We start from the raw sequence: 13756 nt of genomic DNA, 5'->3' as shown, positions 1-13756 counted from the left end.
GTCCGACAGGGTCACCGCCCGCACCCGGCCCTCGGGCCCCGCGTCGAGCGAGGCGAGACCGCGACCGCAGTGCACGCCCACCCCCAGCTCGCCCACGAGCCGGGCGAGGACCCGGCCGCCGCCCTCGTCGACCTGGAGGGGCATGAGGTGCGGGGCCATCTCCACGACGTGCGGCCGCGCCCCGAGCAGCCGCAGCGCCTGCGCGGCCTCAAGCCCCAGCAGGCCGCCGCCGACGACGACTCCGGGCTCCCCGGGCCGCACGGCGGCACGGAGCGCGTCGAGGTCCTCGATCGTGCGGTAGGTGAAGCAGCCGGGGAGCTCCCGGCCGGGCACGGGCGGTACGAACGGGCGGGAGCCGGTGGCCAGGACGAGCGCGTCGTACCCCAGGACCGTGCCGTCGGCGCAGGTCACGGTGCGGGCGACCCGGTCGAGGCGGACCGCTCGCGTGTTCAGCCGCAGGTCCACGAACGGGTCGGCGCGCAGCTCGGGCGTGGTGAGGTCGAGATCGGCGGCGGTCCTGCCGTCGAGGTAGGCGGAGAGGGCGATGCGGTCGTAGGCGGGCCGGGGCTCCTCCGCCACGACCACGATTCGCCACCGGCCCGACCGGTCACCGGCCCGGAGCTCCTTGACCAGCCGGTGTCCGGCCATCCCGTGGCCGACGACGACCAGGACGCGTGTCATGGGGCGGGCTCCCTTCACGACGCGGCGGTCGTTTCGCAGATCCGGCGGACGATGGCCGTGCAGCTGCCGCAGCCGGTGGTGGCGCGGGTCGCCGCGGCGACGGCGGGAAGGTCCCGTGCGCCCTGCCGGCACGCCTGCTGGATGTCCCTCCTGGTGACGTTGTTGCACTGGCACACCACCGCGGTCTCCGGGAGCGCCGCGGAGCCCGCGTACTCCTCGTCGGTGCCCAGCAGCAGGGCGAGCCGGTCCGGGGGCAGCGGACGGTCCTCGGTGTACATCCGGCCGACGGTGGCGACGGCCCGGTCCAGGCCCACCAGGACACCCGCGCGCACCCGGCCGTCGCGCAGCACGAGGCGCCCGTAGCGGCCGCCGGCCGGGTCGGACAGCACGACCTGCTCGTCGTCGCCGGGGGTGTGCAGCGCCCCCGGCGGGCCCAGCACGGCGAGCGCGGGCAGCCGGGGCCGGACGACGTGCCGGGCGGGCGCCGGGCTGCCGTCCCCGTCGCCGACGAGCGTCCGGGCCAGGGCGTCCGCCTGGTCCCAGGCGGAGGCCAGGGTGGCGTGCCCGCCGGGGGCGCGGACGCAGTCCCCCAGGGCGTAGATGCGCGGGTCGCGGGTGCGCAGCCGGTCGTCCACGACGATGCCGCCGTCGACGGCCAGCCGGGCGGTGCGGGCGAGCGCGGTGTCGGGCTCGCTTCCGGTGCACAGCAGCAGGGTCCCGGCGGCCAGCAGGCGGCCGTCGTCGAGGACGATCTTGCCGGGTTCCACGGCGACGGCGCGGCGCTCGGTCTCCGACGCCACGCCGGCCTCCCGGAGCGTGGCCGCCACGAGGGCTCCGGCCCGTTCGTCGAGCAGCCGGTGCATGGGGTGGGCGCCGGGGTGGACGAGGGTGACGTCGTGTCCGGCGCGGCCCAGTGCGTACGCGGTCTCGGTGCCCCGCACTCCGCCGCCCACCACGACGACGGGCTCCTTGCCGACCGGCCCTGCGCCCAGCAGCGTGTGCGGGGCCCGGATGTCGGGGGCGCGCCGGTCCTCTCCACCGGCCAGGGGTGGCGGCACCGGCCGGGAACCGGTGGCCAGCACCAGGACGTCGTAGGGGTGTTCACCGCCCTCGGCGTCGCGTACGAGGCGTCGGCGCGGATCCACCGAGGTGATCCGGGTGCCCGTGCGGAGCGTGACACCCGGCGGGAGCGGCGCCAGCTCCAGGGCGCCGGGAGGCAGCGTTCCGTCGAGGACGGAGAGAAGCTGGGCCCGGTTGTAGGCGGGATGCAGCTCGGCGCCGAACACGGTGACGGGCCCGCGGTGGCCGTGCTGGTGCAGGCGCTGGACCAGGCGGTGCGCGGCGGGGCCGTGACCGATGACGGTGATCGCGCTCGTGCCGTCGACGGGGGCGGCGCTCATGCCGTCCGCTCCTGCCAGGGCTCGACGCGTACGGCGCACACCTTGTACTCGGGCATGCCGCTGACCGGGTCGAGCGCCGGTCCGGTCAACAGGTTGGCCCGGCCGGCGCCCGGGAAGTGGAAGGGCAGGAAGACGGTGTCGGAGCGCAGGGTGCGCACCAGGCGGACCCGGGCGACGGTGGAGCCGTGCGCCGAGGTGACCTTGGCCAGGGCGCCCTCGCTCAGCCCGTACCGGGCGGCCGTGCCGGGGTGGATCTCGACGTGCGTCTCGGGTGCGGCGGCCATGAGTTCGGGCACGCGGCGGGTCTGCGCCCCGGACTGGTACTGGGCCAGCACCCGCCCGGTGGTGGCGTGGAGCGGGTAGTGGGCGTCCGGTGTCGCGGCGGCGTCGCGGTACTCCACGGCGGCCAGGCGTGCCCGGCCGTCGGCGTGGGCGAACCGGTCGAGGAAGAGCCGGGGCGTGCCGGGGTGGTTGGCGTCGGCGGTGTCCGGGCAGGGCCAGTACAGTGCCTCGCCGGCGTCGAGCCGTTCGTAGCTGATGCCCGCGTAGTCGGCCCGGCCGCCGGCCGACGCCCGGCGCAGCTCCTCGAAGACGGTGCGCGGTGTGGTGGGGAAGCGGTGGGCGGGCTGCCCCAGCCGCACCGCGAGGCCGTGCAGCACCTCCAGGTCGGTACGTACGCCCGCGGGCGGGGTGAGGGCGGCCCGGCGGCGCAGGACCCGCCCTTCGAGACTGGTCATCGTGCCCTCCTCCTCGGCCCACTGGGCCACCGGCAGCACCACGTCCGCGAGTTCGGTGGTCTCGGACGGCACCATGTCGGCCACCACCAGCAGGTCGAGCGCGGCGAGGCGCCGCGTTATGTGACCGGCGTTGGGGGCGGAGACCACCGGGTTCGAGCCGAAGACCAGCAGGGCCCGCGGCCCGTCGGGGGTGCCCAGGGCGTCCAGGAGCTCGTACGCGCTGCGGCCGGGGCCGGGCAGGGACGCCGGGTCGACCCCCCACACGCCGGCGACGTGGGCGCGGGCCGCCGGATCGGTGATCATGCGGTACCCGGGCAACTGGTCGGCCTTCTGCCCGTGCTCGCGGCCGCCCTGGCCGTTGCCCTGCCCGGTGAGACAGCCGTACCCGCTGCCGCTCCGGCCGGGCATCCCCAGGGCGAGCGCCAGGTTGATGAAGGCGGCGGTGGTGTCGGTCCCCTTGCTGTGCTGCTCCACACCGCGGCCGGTGAGGAGGTAGCGCCGCTGGGCCTCGGCGAGCATGCGCACGGCTGCCCGCTGGTCCTCGACGGGAACACCGGTGAGCTGCTCGACGCGCTCGGGCCACCAGGGAAGGGCGCACCGCCAGGCGGCGTCGATGCCCGTGGTGCGGGTGTCGAGGTACTCCTTGTCCAGGTGGTTCTCGGTCATCGCGATGTGCAACAGGCCCAGGGCGAGGGCGAGATCGGTGCCGGGGGCGGGCTGGAGGTGCAGGGCCGCCTGCTCGGCGGTGCGGGTGCGGCGGGGGTCGATGACGATCAGCCGGGGGCGGACCAGGTGCCGCATCAGCGGCGGCATGGTCTCGGCCGGGTTGGCGCCGGCCAGCAGGACGACATCGGCGTCGCCGAGGTCGGTGACGGGGAACGGCAGCCCGCGGTCGAGGCCGAACGCCGCGTTGCCGGCGGCAGCGGCCGAGGACATGCAGAACCGGCCGTTGTAGTCGATCTGGCTGGTGCCGAGCGCGACGCGGGCGAACTTGCCCAGGGCGTAGGCCTTCTCGTTGGTCAGGCCGCCGCCGCCGAACACGCCCACGGCGTCGGGGCCGTACTCCTCGCGCACCCGGACCAGGCGCGCGGCGATCAGGTCGAGGGCGTCGTCCCAGCCGGCCGGGGCGAGTTCGCCTCCGGACCCGCGGACCAGGGGGCTGCGCAGCCGGTCGGGTGCGGTGAGCACGGCGGGGGCCGTCCAGCCCTTCTGGCACAGTCCGCCCTGGTTCACCGGGAAGTCGGGGGACGGTGCCACCTCGACGGCCGGGCCGCTGCGGCGCAGCAGGGTGCCGCACTGCAGGGCGCAGTAGACGCAGTGGGTGGCGACGGCGGCCTCGGGGCCCCGCGCCCGGTCAACGGACATGAGAGGTCCGGGGACGGGCCGGGCGGGGATCGGCGGGCGGGGTGGGTTCGCGGCGCAGGTAGACCCGCAGCAGGATCAGCGCGCACAGGGCGTAGAAGCCGAGGAAGCACAGGAAGGCCGTCTCGCCGCCGCCTCCGCCCTGGTACGAGCCCCGGAAGGCGAGGTTGACGGCGACACCGCCGAGCGCGCCGACTGCCCCGGCGATCCCGATGACCGCACCCGAGACCCGGCGCGCCCGCGCGAAGGCCTGCGGAGCGTCGGCGCCGGAGGTGATGGTCTCCTCCGCCTCCCGGGCGAACACGGCGGGGATCATCTTGTACGTCGAGCCGTTGCCGAAGCCGCTGAGGACGAACAGGACGGTGAAGCCGGCGACGAACAGGGCGAAGGAGCCGGCCCGGGACGCGATCAGCAGCACACCGGTGCCCGCTGCCAGCCCGGCGAAGGTCCACACGGTGACGCGGGCCCCGCCCCACCGGTCGGCCACCTTCCCGCCGAACGGCCGGGCGAGGGAGCCGAGCAGAGGGCCGAGGAAGGTGACCGAGGCGGCCTCCAGCGGGGTGGAGCCGAACTCGCTCTGCAGGACGAGGCCGAAGGCGAAGCCGTAACCGATGAACGAGCCGAAGGTGCCGATGTAGAGGATGGATATCCACCAGGTGTGGCGGCTGGCGCCGGCCTCGCGCAGAGCACCCGGCTCCGCGCGCACGGCCTCCACGTTGTCCATCCGCAGCGCCGCCAGCACGGACACGATCACGATGAGCGGCAGGTAGAGCGCGATCACGTACGACGGATGCGTGTTCCCGGCCGTGGCGATGACCAGCAGGCCCAGTATCTGGATGACGGCGACGCCCAGATTGCCGCCGCCCGCGTTCACCCCCAGGGCCCAGCCCTGGTGCCGCTGCGGGTAGAAGATGGTGATGTTGGTCATCGAGGAGGCGAAGTTGGCTCCGCCCACGCCTGCTGTGGCACCGATCAGCAGGAAGACCCACAAGGGGGTTCCGGGACGCTGGACGAAGACGAACGCGAGGACGGTCGGCACGAGGAGCACGGCGGAGGCGAACACCGTCCAGTTGCGGCCGCCGAAGCGGGTCACCGCGTAGCTGTACGGAAGCCGCAGCACCGCGCCGACCAGGGTGGGGACGACCACCAGCAGGAACTTCTCGTCCGGGGCGAAGTCCAGGCCGATCTCCGGCGACATGAACAGGACGAGCACCGACCACAGGCTCCACATGGAGAAGCCGATGTGTTCGGACAGGACGGACAGCACGAGATTGCGGCGCGCGATCTTCCTGCCGGAGAGTTCCCAGAACTCCTCGTTCTCCGGATCCCAGTCCTGGATCCACCGCCCGGAAGCGGACCGTCGGGTCTTCATCTCTGTGGGACTCCTGTGTCGCAGGGGGTGTGCCGGGGCGAATCCGGCCACACCGGAAACGGGGGTGACGCGACAGATACCGGCCGGCCTCGTCGCCGTCCGGGTGCCGTCACCCCTGCAAGCCGGCGGAGTGTCCACCCGCTCACTCGTTCACGAACAGGGTTCCGCGCACCACCGGTCAGCCGCGGGGAACAGGGTCACTGCTTCTCGATGACGTCCTTGATGCGCTCAAGGGTGTCGTCCAGGTCCTGTTCGAGCTTGGCCGTCCAGTCGGAGATGAACTGCGCGCACTCCTGCTCGTTCATGTCCTTGACGATCTTGTGAATTCCGGCGGTCGCCGTGCCCATCCGGAAATGGTGGGTGAGGACACTGCCGTCCCCGTCGGCCTCGATGTCGAAGCCCCACAGGCTCTCCTGGTCCTCCCGGGCGTGCGTGAGCATCACCCACCGGAAGGTCCGGCCCGGCTCCGCCGCCACGATCCTCGCCTCCGTGTACCAGGTGCCGCGGATCAGCGGGGCCCAGGCCACCACTTCCTCGCTGCGCAGGTTCTCGCCGCGGAAGATCGAGCCAACGGCGGACGGCTGCCCCGACGCCCACTCGCCGCCCCGGCACTCCGGGCTCCATTCGGCCTGGCGCGGCAGGTCGCTGACGACCTCGTAGACCTTCTCGGGGGAAGCGGAAACACGCTTGTCGGCGCGCAGTTCGAACAGCGGGGACTTTCCGATGATGGTGTTCGACATACCGGCGATCCTGCCGACGGCGGCGCAGGGGGGCAACGCGGTCGCCGCTGATCCGTCAAGTCCCCGGAGGGCGCCGCGTCGGCCGGGTAGGCATGGACACAAGGGGCGTGCGCCGCCCACCAGTTGACGCTTAGAGTCGTCATCCGTGAGTTCGCCGGAAGGGGAGACGCATGGAACCCGTGGCAGTGGACCTTCTCATGGCCCTGGCGAGCGGAACCGCCGGGGCCGCCGGACAGAACCTCTGGGAACGGCTGCGCGCCCTCGCGCAGCGGCCCTCCGCCCGACAGCCCGACGCCGCACAGGGCGACGGGGAGCCGACGGTGGGCGAGTTGGCCGTGGCCCTGGACGAGGACGCCTCCGACGAGCAGCGCGCCGCCCTGCTGGCCGAGGGCCTCGCCCTGCGCGCCCGCCAGGACCCGGCGTTCGCCGAGGCCCTCGCGCTGTGGCGGCGGGAGGCGGAGCGACTGCCCGCCGCGTCGACCGGCGCGGGCACCCAGCACCAGGAGATATCGGGAGGCACCCAGCACAACGTCCTCTTCACCCGCGACGTCCACGGTCCGATCAACCTGGGCTGACCGGGGGAGCGAGGACGAGAGGAGGGGACGGGGGTGGCGGGCGGCGGGGGAGGCCGGGCGGCGGGAGACGACGGCCTGCACCAGGAAATCTCCGGGGGAACCCAGCAGAACGTCATCTTCGCGCAGGTCATCGAGAACGTCTCCCTTCACGGGGAACACGACCTCCGTGCGATGCGCGGTGCCGGGGGCCGCGACGCCCGGCGCGGCCTCGGCACAGCGGTCCTGCCGTCCGCCGTCGCCCTGCTCGGGGTGTTCCTGCTCCTGGCCCGCCCCGAGCTCCCGCTGCCCGCGGGGCTCGACCCGGGGCCGGTGGCCGGCGGCTGGTCGCTCCTCGTGGGCGCCGTCGGATACGCCGTGTGGTCCCGGGTGCGCAGGGAGCGGGCCCGCCGGCGCCTGGCCACCTGGCACACCAGGCGCAACCTCGCGCGCGCCACCGAGGCGCTGGCGGAGGGCCTGGCCCTCCGCTACGACGAGGACGAACGCCTGACGAGGATCAACGACCCCTACCCGCTGGACGTCGCCTGGACCACCCCGCAGACGGAGACGGACGAAGCGGCGGGGCGGGAACGGAAGGGGCCCGAGGCAGAGGAACCGCCCCCGTCGGCACGGCCCGCCCCGCCCGACATCGCCGACCACTACAGCGCCACCCCCGCCCGCCGCCTGGTCGTCCTCGGCGGCGCCGGAGCCGGCAAGTCCGTGCTCGTCCTGCGTCTGGCCCACGCCTTGCTGCACCGCCGCGCCAAGGGCTCCGGCGACCCGGTGCCGATGGTCGTGTCCCTGGCCTCCTGGGACCCGGGCCAAGGGCTGTTGCGCTGGATGGCGAACCAGCTCGCCGACGCGTACCCGGAGGCGTGCACCCCCGTGCCCGAGGCGCCCGCGGCGGACGTCGCCTTCCACCTCCTCCTCACCGGCCGGGTCCTGCCCGTGCTCGACGGCTTCGACGAACTCCCCGAGGACCGGCGGGCCGCCGCCTTCCACCAGATCAGCCGGACCATGCGCGGCCGCCGCCCCTTCGTGCTGGCCAGTCGCGAACCCGAGTACCGCGAACACGCCCCCGACGAGGCGGACTTCGAGCGCACCGAGATCCGCCTGAGCCCGCTCGACGACGCGACCGTACGGGCCTACCTCGGCCCCGGTCGGACCCGCACCCGCTGGACGACGGTCCTGGACCGGCTCGCCGACCACTCCTCCGACGCGCCCCCCGAAGTCCGGCGGCTGCGCGAGGTGTTGAGCGTTCCGTTGATGGCGAATCTGGCCCGGGTCGCGTACGCCCACACCACCGCCGATCCCTCGGAGCTGCTGGAGCCGGACGTGTTCGGGTCCCGCGCCGACATCGAGCGCCACCTCTACGACGCGTTCCTGGACGCCGTCTACAGCTCCTCGCACGACATACAGGCGGCGTACGGCGGCTGGTCACCCCAGCAGGCACGCACCTGGGTCGGTTACCTCGCCGCCCGGATGAAGGCGGCGAACGAACAGGATCTCGCCTGGTGGCGCCTGGAGGAGGCCCTGCCCCGGGTCGTCGCCGTGCTCGTCCTGGTGCCGGCGCTCCTCGTCGGCTCGCTGGCGGTCTCGGGCCTCGCCTTCGGCCTGCCGTGGTGGCGGCTGTGGCTGCCGTGGCCGTCCCCGCTCGGCGCGTACATGATGCTCTGCGGACTCGTTCTCGTGGCGGAGGCGGCCGTTCGGACCACCGGGCGGCAGGAGCTGCCGCGCAGGCTGCACCGGCCCGACCGGGAGGACGTCCGGGGCGAGTTCACCCGGTGGCCGGGCCGGGTGCGGGCGGCCCTGTCCGCCTCGGCGATCGTCGCGACCGGGGCGGCCGCTCTCCGCTGGGGCGGCGGATGGTCCTTCCTCTTCGCCTACAGCTGTGGCGCGGTGGCATGGTGGTACGGGCGCCGGATCCTGGGACGCGTGTGGCGCAGCGCCGATCCAGCCCTGGCCGACACCCCGGCCGCTCTGCTGCGAGCGGACCGGCGAGGCGTGCTCACCCTGGGCTGGTTCGCCTCGCTCCGCTCGGGCAACGAGGCGACACCACTGCGGTACCGGCTCGCCCGCACCGCGTCGGCCGGGGTGGTCGCGCGGCCCCGCCCCACCCCCGGGCGGGTTCGCCGGACTGTGGCCATGGCGCTCGTCCTCGCGGTCTCGGGCGGGCAACTCGTGGTGGGCTCCGGTGTGATGATCGCCGAGCGCCTGCCGGGGCCGGTGCGCTCGCTGCCCGCCGCCTGCGCGCTCCTGGACCCGAAGGATCTGGACCGTCTGACCGAGGACCACTCCCAGGTGGGCGCCGCCGACGGCGCGTCGTGCTCGGTGGACGAGCAGGCGCCGTTCAGCCGCAACGTGTCCATCGGCGTCAGCCGGATCCTGGCCGTGGGCGACGGCATCGGCATCAGCGGACCCGAGAGGGCTCAGACCTTCTACGTGGAGCGACGCAGCCAGGCAGGGAACACCGCGAAGAGGTACGTGTCGGACGACGGCTTCCCCCGGGATCTCGACGGCCTGGGCCACGAGGCGTACGTGGCTGCCTGGACCGGTACCGTCGCGGGCCGGGTGGAGGGGCCGAGGGCGACGGCCAGGGTCGGTGTGCGGAGCGGCAACGCCGTGATCCTGCTCGACTACGCCGAGGAATTCGCCTCCCTCGACCGCGCCGCCGAGATCGCCCAGGTCCTGGCCCGGAAGGCCCTGCACCGGGCGGGCCTCGCCGGATTCCGGCCTCGCGGCAGGGACCCGCAGCCGATCGCCGGGGGCGCCACCACACCGGCCGTCGACCGGCCGCTCACCTCGGTCGCCCCGCGACGGGCCCCCTCCGCCGAGGATCACCGCTTCGTGTTCTACGACCGGCGCAGGACGGGTTCGGTGTACGGCGCGACCTGGCAGGGAGACGAGCGCTCCTACCTCTGGAATCTGCACGAGGTCCACTTCGTCTTCCGCGCGCCCAAACACATGGAGTGCGGCTTCGACGGGTACCTCTCCGACCACCGCACGTACACCTGCACGGCGGTGCCCGACGACGTCGAGGCAGGGCTGCTCCCCGAACTGCGCCTGGAGATCCGCAGCCTGTACTGCGGGCAGAACTGCACCGGTGCGCAGACGGCCGCATTCCTGCGCGCCATCCCCGGCCACGCCGCCACCACTTGGACGAGGCACAACGAACGGGCCTACTACGCGACCGACTTCGTCGGCGACGACAGCTACCGCCTGGCCATGAAACGGATCTGGGCCTGGCAGAACAAGAGCGAAGGCATCTATCAGGCCTATCTGCTGTGGGTACGCGTCGAGGTCCCGTCCGAGCACCGCGCCCTGGCCCAGAAGATCGTCAACGACATGTACGCACAGACGGGCGCCGCCGAGATCCTGCGATTCGGCTGATCGCGTGACCGGACCGCTCCCTCTTCTGAGCCCGCGCCGCCGGCGTCCTGCCTCCCCGTCGTCGCCACCTCCCCGCGACGAGCCGGCCGGGGCGGGTGAGCGCCGGGCGCTCAGGGAAGGTTGACGAGACGGAGGTAACGCTCCCAGTCCCAGAGAACGCCCGGGTCGGTGTGATCGCTGCCCGGCACCTCGTGGTGGCCGATGACGTGCGCCCGGTCCTTGGGTAGGCCGTGCCGTTCGCAGATCGCCGCGGTGAGCAGGGCCGAGCGCCGGTACATCACATCGGTGAAGAACTCCGGACGGTCCACCCACCCCTCGTGCTCGATGCCGATGCTGCGGGTGTTGACGTCCCAGTTGCCCGCGTGCCAGGCGATGTCCTCCTCCCGTACGCACTGGGCGACGTGGCCGTCACCGGAGCGCACCACGTAGTGGGCGGAGACCTGCTTGGCCGGATCGCGGAAGATGCCGATCGTCGGGGTGAACAACTGCTGCGCGACATGGATGACGACGCACTCGACCCGGCGTTCCGAAGGGTGCGCGGGGACCGTGTAGTTCGCCGCGTGGGCCGGTGCCCACAGAGCCGTCGCATGGTCCACGGCGCCCGGCGAAGCCGCCACGGCCCGTGCCGACGCGGGAACCAGCGCCGTCGCCGCGGCGACGGCGGCCCCCTGAAGGAGCCTTCTGCGGTGCATCGCACTCCTATGGGGGCCGGGGGCGCTGTAAGGGTGACGCGTAAGGGAGAAGAGGAGGCCGGAGCGCTCTCCCGCTGATGACGCACGGAATGAGGCTCCGGTTCCCCACACCCGCACCCTCGCCGACGGACCTCAGTTCCCGGCGGAAGCCCCCGCCAGCGCACTCGCCGGGTCGTCGTCCGCCGGCCCCGCGGGCACCCACCGGCCGCGCTCCTTGCGGTAGGGCCACCACCGGCCGTCGCGGTCGTACCGGAGCTGTACGTCGGCGCCCACCACCGTCCAGCGGGCCGGGGCCGCCCGCAGCTGCGGGCGCTCACCCTCCTCCCAGGCCTCGGCGAGGCGGGCACGGGCGCGGGCCAGGGAGTCCGGGTCCGGGTCCCACTCCTCGTCCAGCACCGCCAGCGCGGCGACCCCTCCGTAGCGCCACGCCCGCACGGCGGCCTCCAGGTCGGCACGCGGCCGGCCCGAGCCCTTGGCCAGCCGCGTCGCGATCCACGGCTCCGGGCGGGCGTCGGCGGCCAGCCGTACCGCGTCCTGCTCCGGTGTCAGCTCCGCCGCCACCGGCTGCCGTTCGTGCCCCGGAGCCAGCGCCTCAAGCAGCATCCGGTGGGCCCGTACGGCGCTGTCGGCGGCCAGGACCTCCAGCGCCGCCGGGTCGAGGCCGGGCGGCGGCCCCGTCTCCGTGTCCAGCGACGGCGGCAGCCCCGGCTCCCCGGGCACCGGCGGGGGCGCGGGCAGCGGCGGCAGGATGGAGCCGGCGGCGAACGCCTCGTCGGCCGGGACTCCGTACGCCGCGCGGTCCACCTCCTCCGGCGCACCGGCCCGCCCACCGCGCACCGCACGGGCGGCGCTGCGGACCTGGAGCTCGTCCAGCAGCCGCCGCTCGTCGCGTCCCCGCATCAGCAGCAGGACGAAGGGGTCCTCGTCCAGCAGCCGCGCCACCTGGTAGCACAGGGCGCCCGAGTGCGGGCAGTGGTCCCAGGTGCCGCAGGAGCACTCCGGCTCCAGGTCACCGATGCCGGGCAGCAGATCCACCCCGGCGCCCGCCGCGTCCTCCACCAGATGCGGCGGCATCTCCCGGTCGAGCAGCGCCGCGATGTGCCCGGCCCGGTCCACCGCCATGTCCAGGAAGCGGTCCCACGCCTGATCACTCAGCTCCTGGAGCAGCACATCGCTGCGGTGGCCCGTACCGTCCCGGTCCCGGACGACGGCCGTGATCCGGCCGGGCCGTACGGAGACCGCCCCCACGCCACCCTCCCTGGCCAGCCGGCGCCCCTTCTTGAGCTGCTGACCGTCCAGCGCGGTGTCCTCCAGCGCCTTGAGCCACGCCCGGCCCCACCAGGACGTGGCGAAACCCCGGCCCGGCGGGGGAGGCAGCGGCGCGAACGTACGCTCCGCCCGGTCCGCCCCGCTCCCGGAGTCCACCGCGTCCGTCCCGTACTCGTCGTCGCTCATCGTGCGCCCCCTCGCAGCTCGACCAGATCGGCCAGTTCCGCATCGGTCAGTTCGGTCAGCGCCGCCTCCCCCGAGCCGAGCACCGCGTCCGCGAGCCCCTGCTTGCGGGCGAGCATCCCGGCGATCCGGTCCTCGATCGTGCCCTCGGCGATCAGCCGGTGCACCTGGACGGGCTGCGTCTGCCCGATCCGGTAGGCCCGGTCCGTCGCCTGCGCCTCGACCGCCGGGTTCCACCAGCGGTCGAAGTGCACGACATGACCGGCCCGGGTGAGGTTGAGCCCGGTCCCCGCCGCCTTGAGGGAGAGCAGGAACACCGGAGCCTCGCCCGCCTGGAAACGGTTCACCATCTCCTCACGCCGCGCCACCGGCGTCCCCCCGTGCAGGAACTGCGTACGCACCCCCCGCGCCGCCAGATGCTCCTCCAGCAACCGGGCCATCTGTACGTACTGCGTGAACACCAGGACGGAGCCCTCCTCGGCCAGGATCGTGTCCAGGAGTTCGTCCAGCAGCTCGACCTTCCCCGACCGGTCCGCGATCCGCGGCCGGTCCTCCTTCAGATACTGCGCCGGGTGGTTGCAGATCTGCTTCAGCGCCGTCAGCAGCTTCATCACCAGCCCCCGCCGCTCGAACCCGTCCGCGCCGGAGATCTCGGCCAGGGTCTCGCGGACCACCGCCTCGTACAGCCCGGCCTGTTCGGCCGTCAGTGACACCGCCCGGTCGGTCTCCGTCTTCGGCGGCAGCTCAGGAGCGATCCCCGGGTCGGACTTGCGGCGGCGCAGCAGGAACGGGCGCACCAGAGCCGCGAGCCGCTCGGCGGCCCCCGGGTCGGTGCCGCCCTCGACGGCGGCGGCGTACCGGGTACGGAAGGCTCCGAGCCGGCCCAGCAGCCCGGGTGTCGTCCAGTCCAGGATCGCCCACAGCTCGGAGAGGTTGTTCTCCACCGGGGTACCGGTGAGGGCGACGCGGGCGCGGGCGCCGATGGTGCGCAGCTGCTTGGCCGTCGCCGAGTGCGGGTTCTTCACGTGCTGCGCCTCGTCGATGACGACCATGCCCCAGGACGCGGCCGCCAGCCGGGGTGCGTCGAGGCGCATCGTGCCGTACGTCGTCAGGACGAACTCACCGTCCGCCAGCCCTTCCAGGGAACGCGACGCGCCATGGAAACGGCGTACCGGGGTGCCCGGGGCGAACTTCTCGATCTCCCGCTGCCAGTTGCCCATCAGCGAGGTGGGGCAGACCACCAGCGTCGGGCCGGCCGCGTCCCGGTCGCCCTGGCGGTGCAGATGCAGGGCGATGAGCGTGATCGTCTTGCCCAGGCCCATGTCGTCGGCGAGGCAGGCCCCGAGGCCGAGCGAGACCATGGTGTTGAGCCAGTTCAG

10 protein-coding genes are annotated in these 13756 nt (G+C 73.8%); 2 read left to right on the top strand and 8 right to left on the bottom strand.

What is annotated here, in order from left to right; all coding sequences use genetic code 11:
- The 5 genes from AB0917_RS30110 to AB0917_RS30090 form a co-directional block, all read right to left on the bottom strand.
- On the bottom strand, nucleotides 1-681 hold a 681-nt coding region (locus AB0917_RS30110), incomplete at its 3' end, for an FAD-dependent oxidoreductase (protein ID WP_366822839.1).
- 14 nt (nucleotides 682-695) lie between these two features.
- Entirely contained in the window at nucleotides 696-2081 is a 1386-nt protein-coding gene (locus AB0917_RS30105) for an FAD-dependent oxidoreductase (RefSeq protein WP_366822838.1), read from the bottom strand.
- Entirely contained in the window at nucleotides 2078-4183 is a 2106-nt protein-coding gene (locus tag AB0917_RS30100; RefSeq protein ID WP_366822837.1) for a molybdopterin oxidoreductase family protein, read from the bottom strand. The genes AB0917_RS30105 and AB0917_RS30100 overlap by 4 nt, the downstream gene beginning before the upstream one ends.
- Complete coding sequence (locus AB0917_RS30095; protein ID WP_366822836.1) at nucleotides 4173-5552, bottom strand: nitrate/nitrite transporter; 1380 nt, start codon at nucleotides 5550-5552, stop codon at nucleotides 4173-4175. The genes AB0917_RS30100 and AB0917_RS30095 overlap by 11 nt, the downstream gene beginning before the upstream one ends.
- Nucleotides 5553-5749: 197 nt before the next feature.
- Nucleotides 5750-6292: an SRPBCC family protein gene (locus AB0917_RS30090; RefSeq protein ID WP_366822835.1), complete on the bottom strand. Its 543-nt coding sequence runs from the start codon at nucleotides 6290-6292 to the stop codon at nucleotides 5750-5752.
- Between the two features lie 170 nt (nucleotides 6293-6462).
- Between AB0917_RS30090 and AB0917_RS30085 the strand changes: the two genes are divergently transcribed.
- Both AB0917_RS30085 and AB0917_RS30080 read left to right on the top strand, forming a co-directional pair.
- A complete protein-coding gene (locus AB0917_RS30085) occupies nucleotides 6463-6867 on the top strand; it encodes a hypothetical protein (RefSeq protein WP_366822833.1) in 405 nt (134 codons plus the stop codon).
- Nucleotides 6868-6900: 33 nt separating this feature from the next.
- Nucleotides 6901-10233: an NACHT domain-containing protein gene (locus AB0917_RS30080; protein WP_366822832.1), complete on the top strand. Its 3333-nt coding sequence runs from the start codon at nucleotides 6901-6903 to the stop codon at nucleotides 10231-10233.
- A 110-nt stretch (nucleotides 10234-10343) separates the two neighbouring features.
- Here the strand turns inward: AB0917_RS30080 and AB0917_RS30075 are convergent, their stop codons facing one another.
- From AB0917_RS30075 to AB0917_RS30065, 3 genes are all read right to left on the bottom strand, one after another.
- The gene (locus AB0917_RS30075) at nucleotides 10344-10925 is read right to left on the bottom strand and encodes an N-acetylmuramoyl-L-alanine amidase (RefSeq protein WP_366822831.1); all 582 of its coding nucleotides are present in this window, start codon (nucleotides 10923-10925) and stop codon (nucleotides 10344-10346) included.
- A gap of 132 nt (nucleotides 10926-11057) precedes the next feature.
- Nucleotides 11058-12380, bottom strand: coding sequence for an SWF or SNF family helicase (locus tag AB0917_RS30070; RefSeq protein ID WP_366822830.1), 1323 nt, complete (start codon nucleotides 12378-12380; stop codon nucleotides 11058-11060).
- Nucleotides 12377-13756 (bottom strand): DEAD/DEAH box helicase (locus AB0917_RS30065; RefSeq protein WP_366822829.1); only part of this gene is annotated, 1380 nt, incomplete at its 5' end. The genes AB0917_RS30065 and AB0917_RS30070, both read right to left, overlap by 4 nt.

The sequence above is a fragment of the Streptomyces sp. NPDC007346 genome, from assembly GCF_040703535.1.
Lineage (GTDB): Bacteria > Actinomycetota > Actinomycetes > Streptomycetales > Streptomycetaceae > Streptomyces.
The sequence above is the reverse complement of the archived record's forward strand: the minus strand, read 5'-3'. Positions and strand labels throughout refer to the sequence as shown.

Coding starts and splice junctions, on each gene's coding strand:
- AB0917_RS30105 (WP_366822838.1), bottom strand. CDS start 2,081: ATGAGCGCCGCCCCCGTCGACGGCACGAGCGCGATCACCGTCATCGGT.
- AB0917_RS30100 (WP_366822837.1), bottom strand. CDS start 4,183: ATGTCCGTTGACCGGGCGCGGGGCCCCGAGGCCGCCGTCGCCACCCAC.
- AB0917_RS30095 (WP_366822836.1), bottom strand. CDS start 5,552: ATGAAGACCCGACGGTCCGCTTCCGGGCGGTGGATCCAGGACTGGGAT.
- AB0917_RS30090 (WP_366822835.1), bottom strand. CDS start 6,292: ATGTCGAACACCATCATCGGAAAGTCCCCGCTGTTCGAACTGCGCGCC.
- AB0917_RS30085 (WP_366822833.1), top strand. CDS start 6,463: ATGGAACCCGTGGCAGTGGACCTTCTCATGGCCCTGGCGAGCGGAACC.
- AB0917_RS30075 (WP_366822831.1), bottom strand. CDS start 10,925: ATGCACCGCAGAAGGCTCCTTCAGGGGGCCGCCGTCGCCGCGGCGACG.
- AB0917_RS30070 (WP_366822830.1), bottom strand. CDS start 12,380: ATGAGCGACGACGAGTACGGGACGGACGCGGTGGACTCCGGGAGCGGG.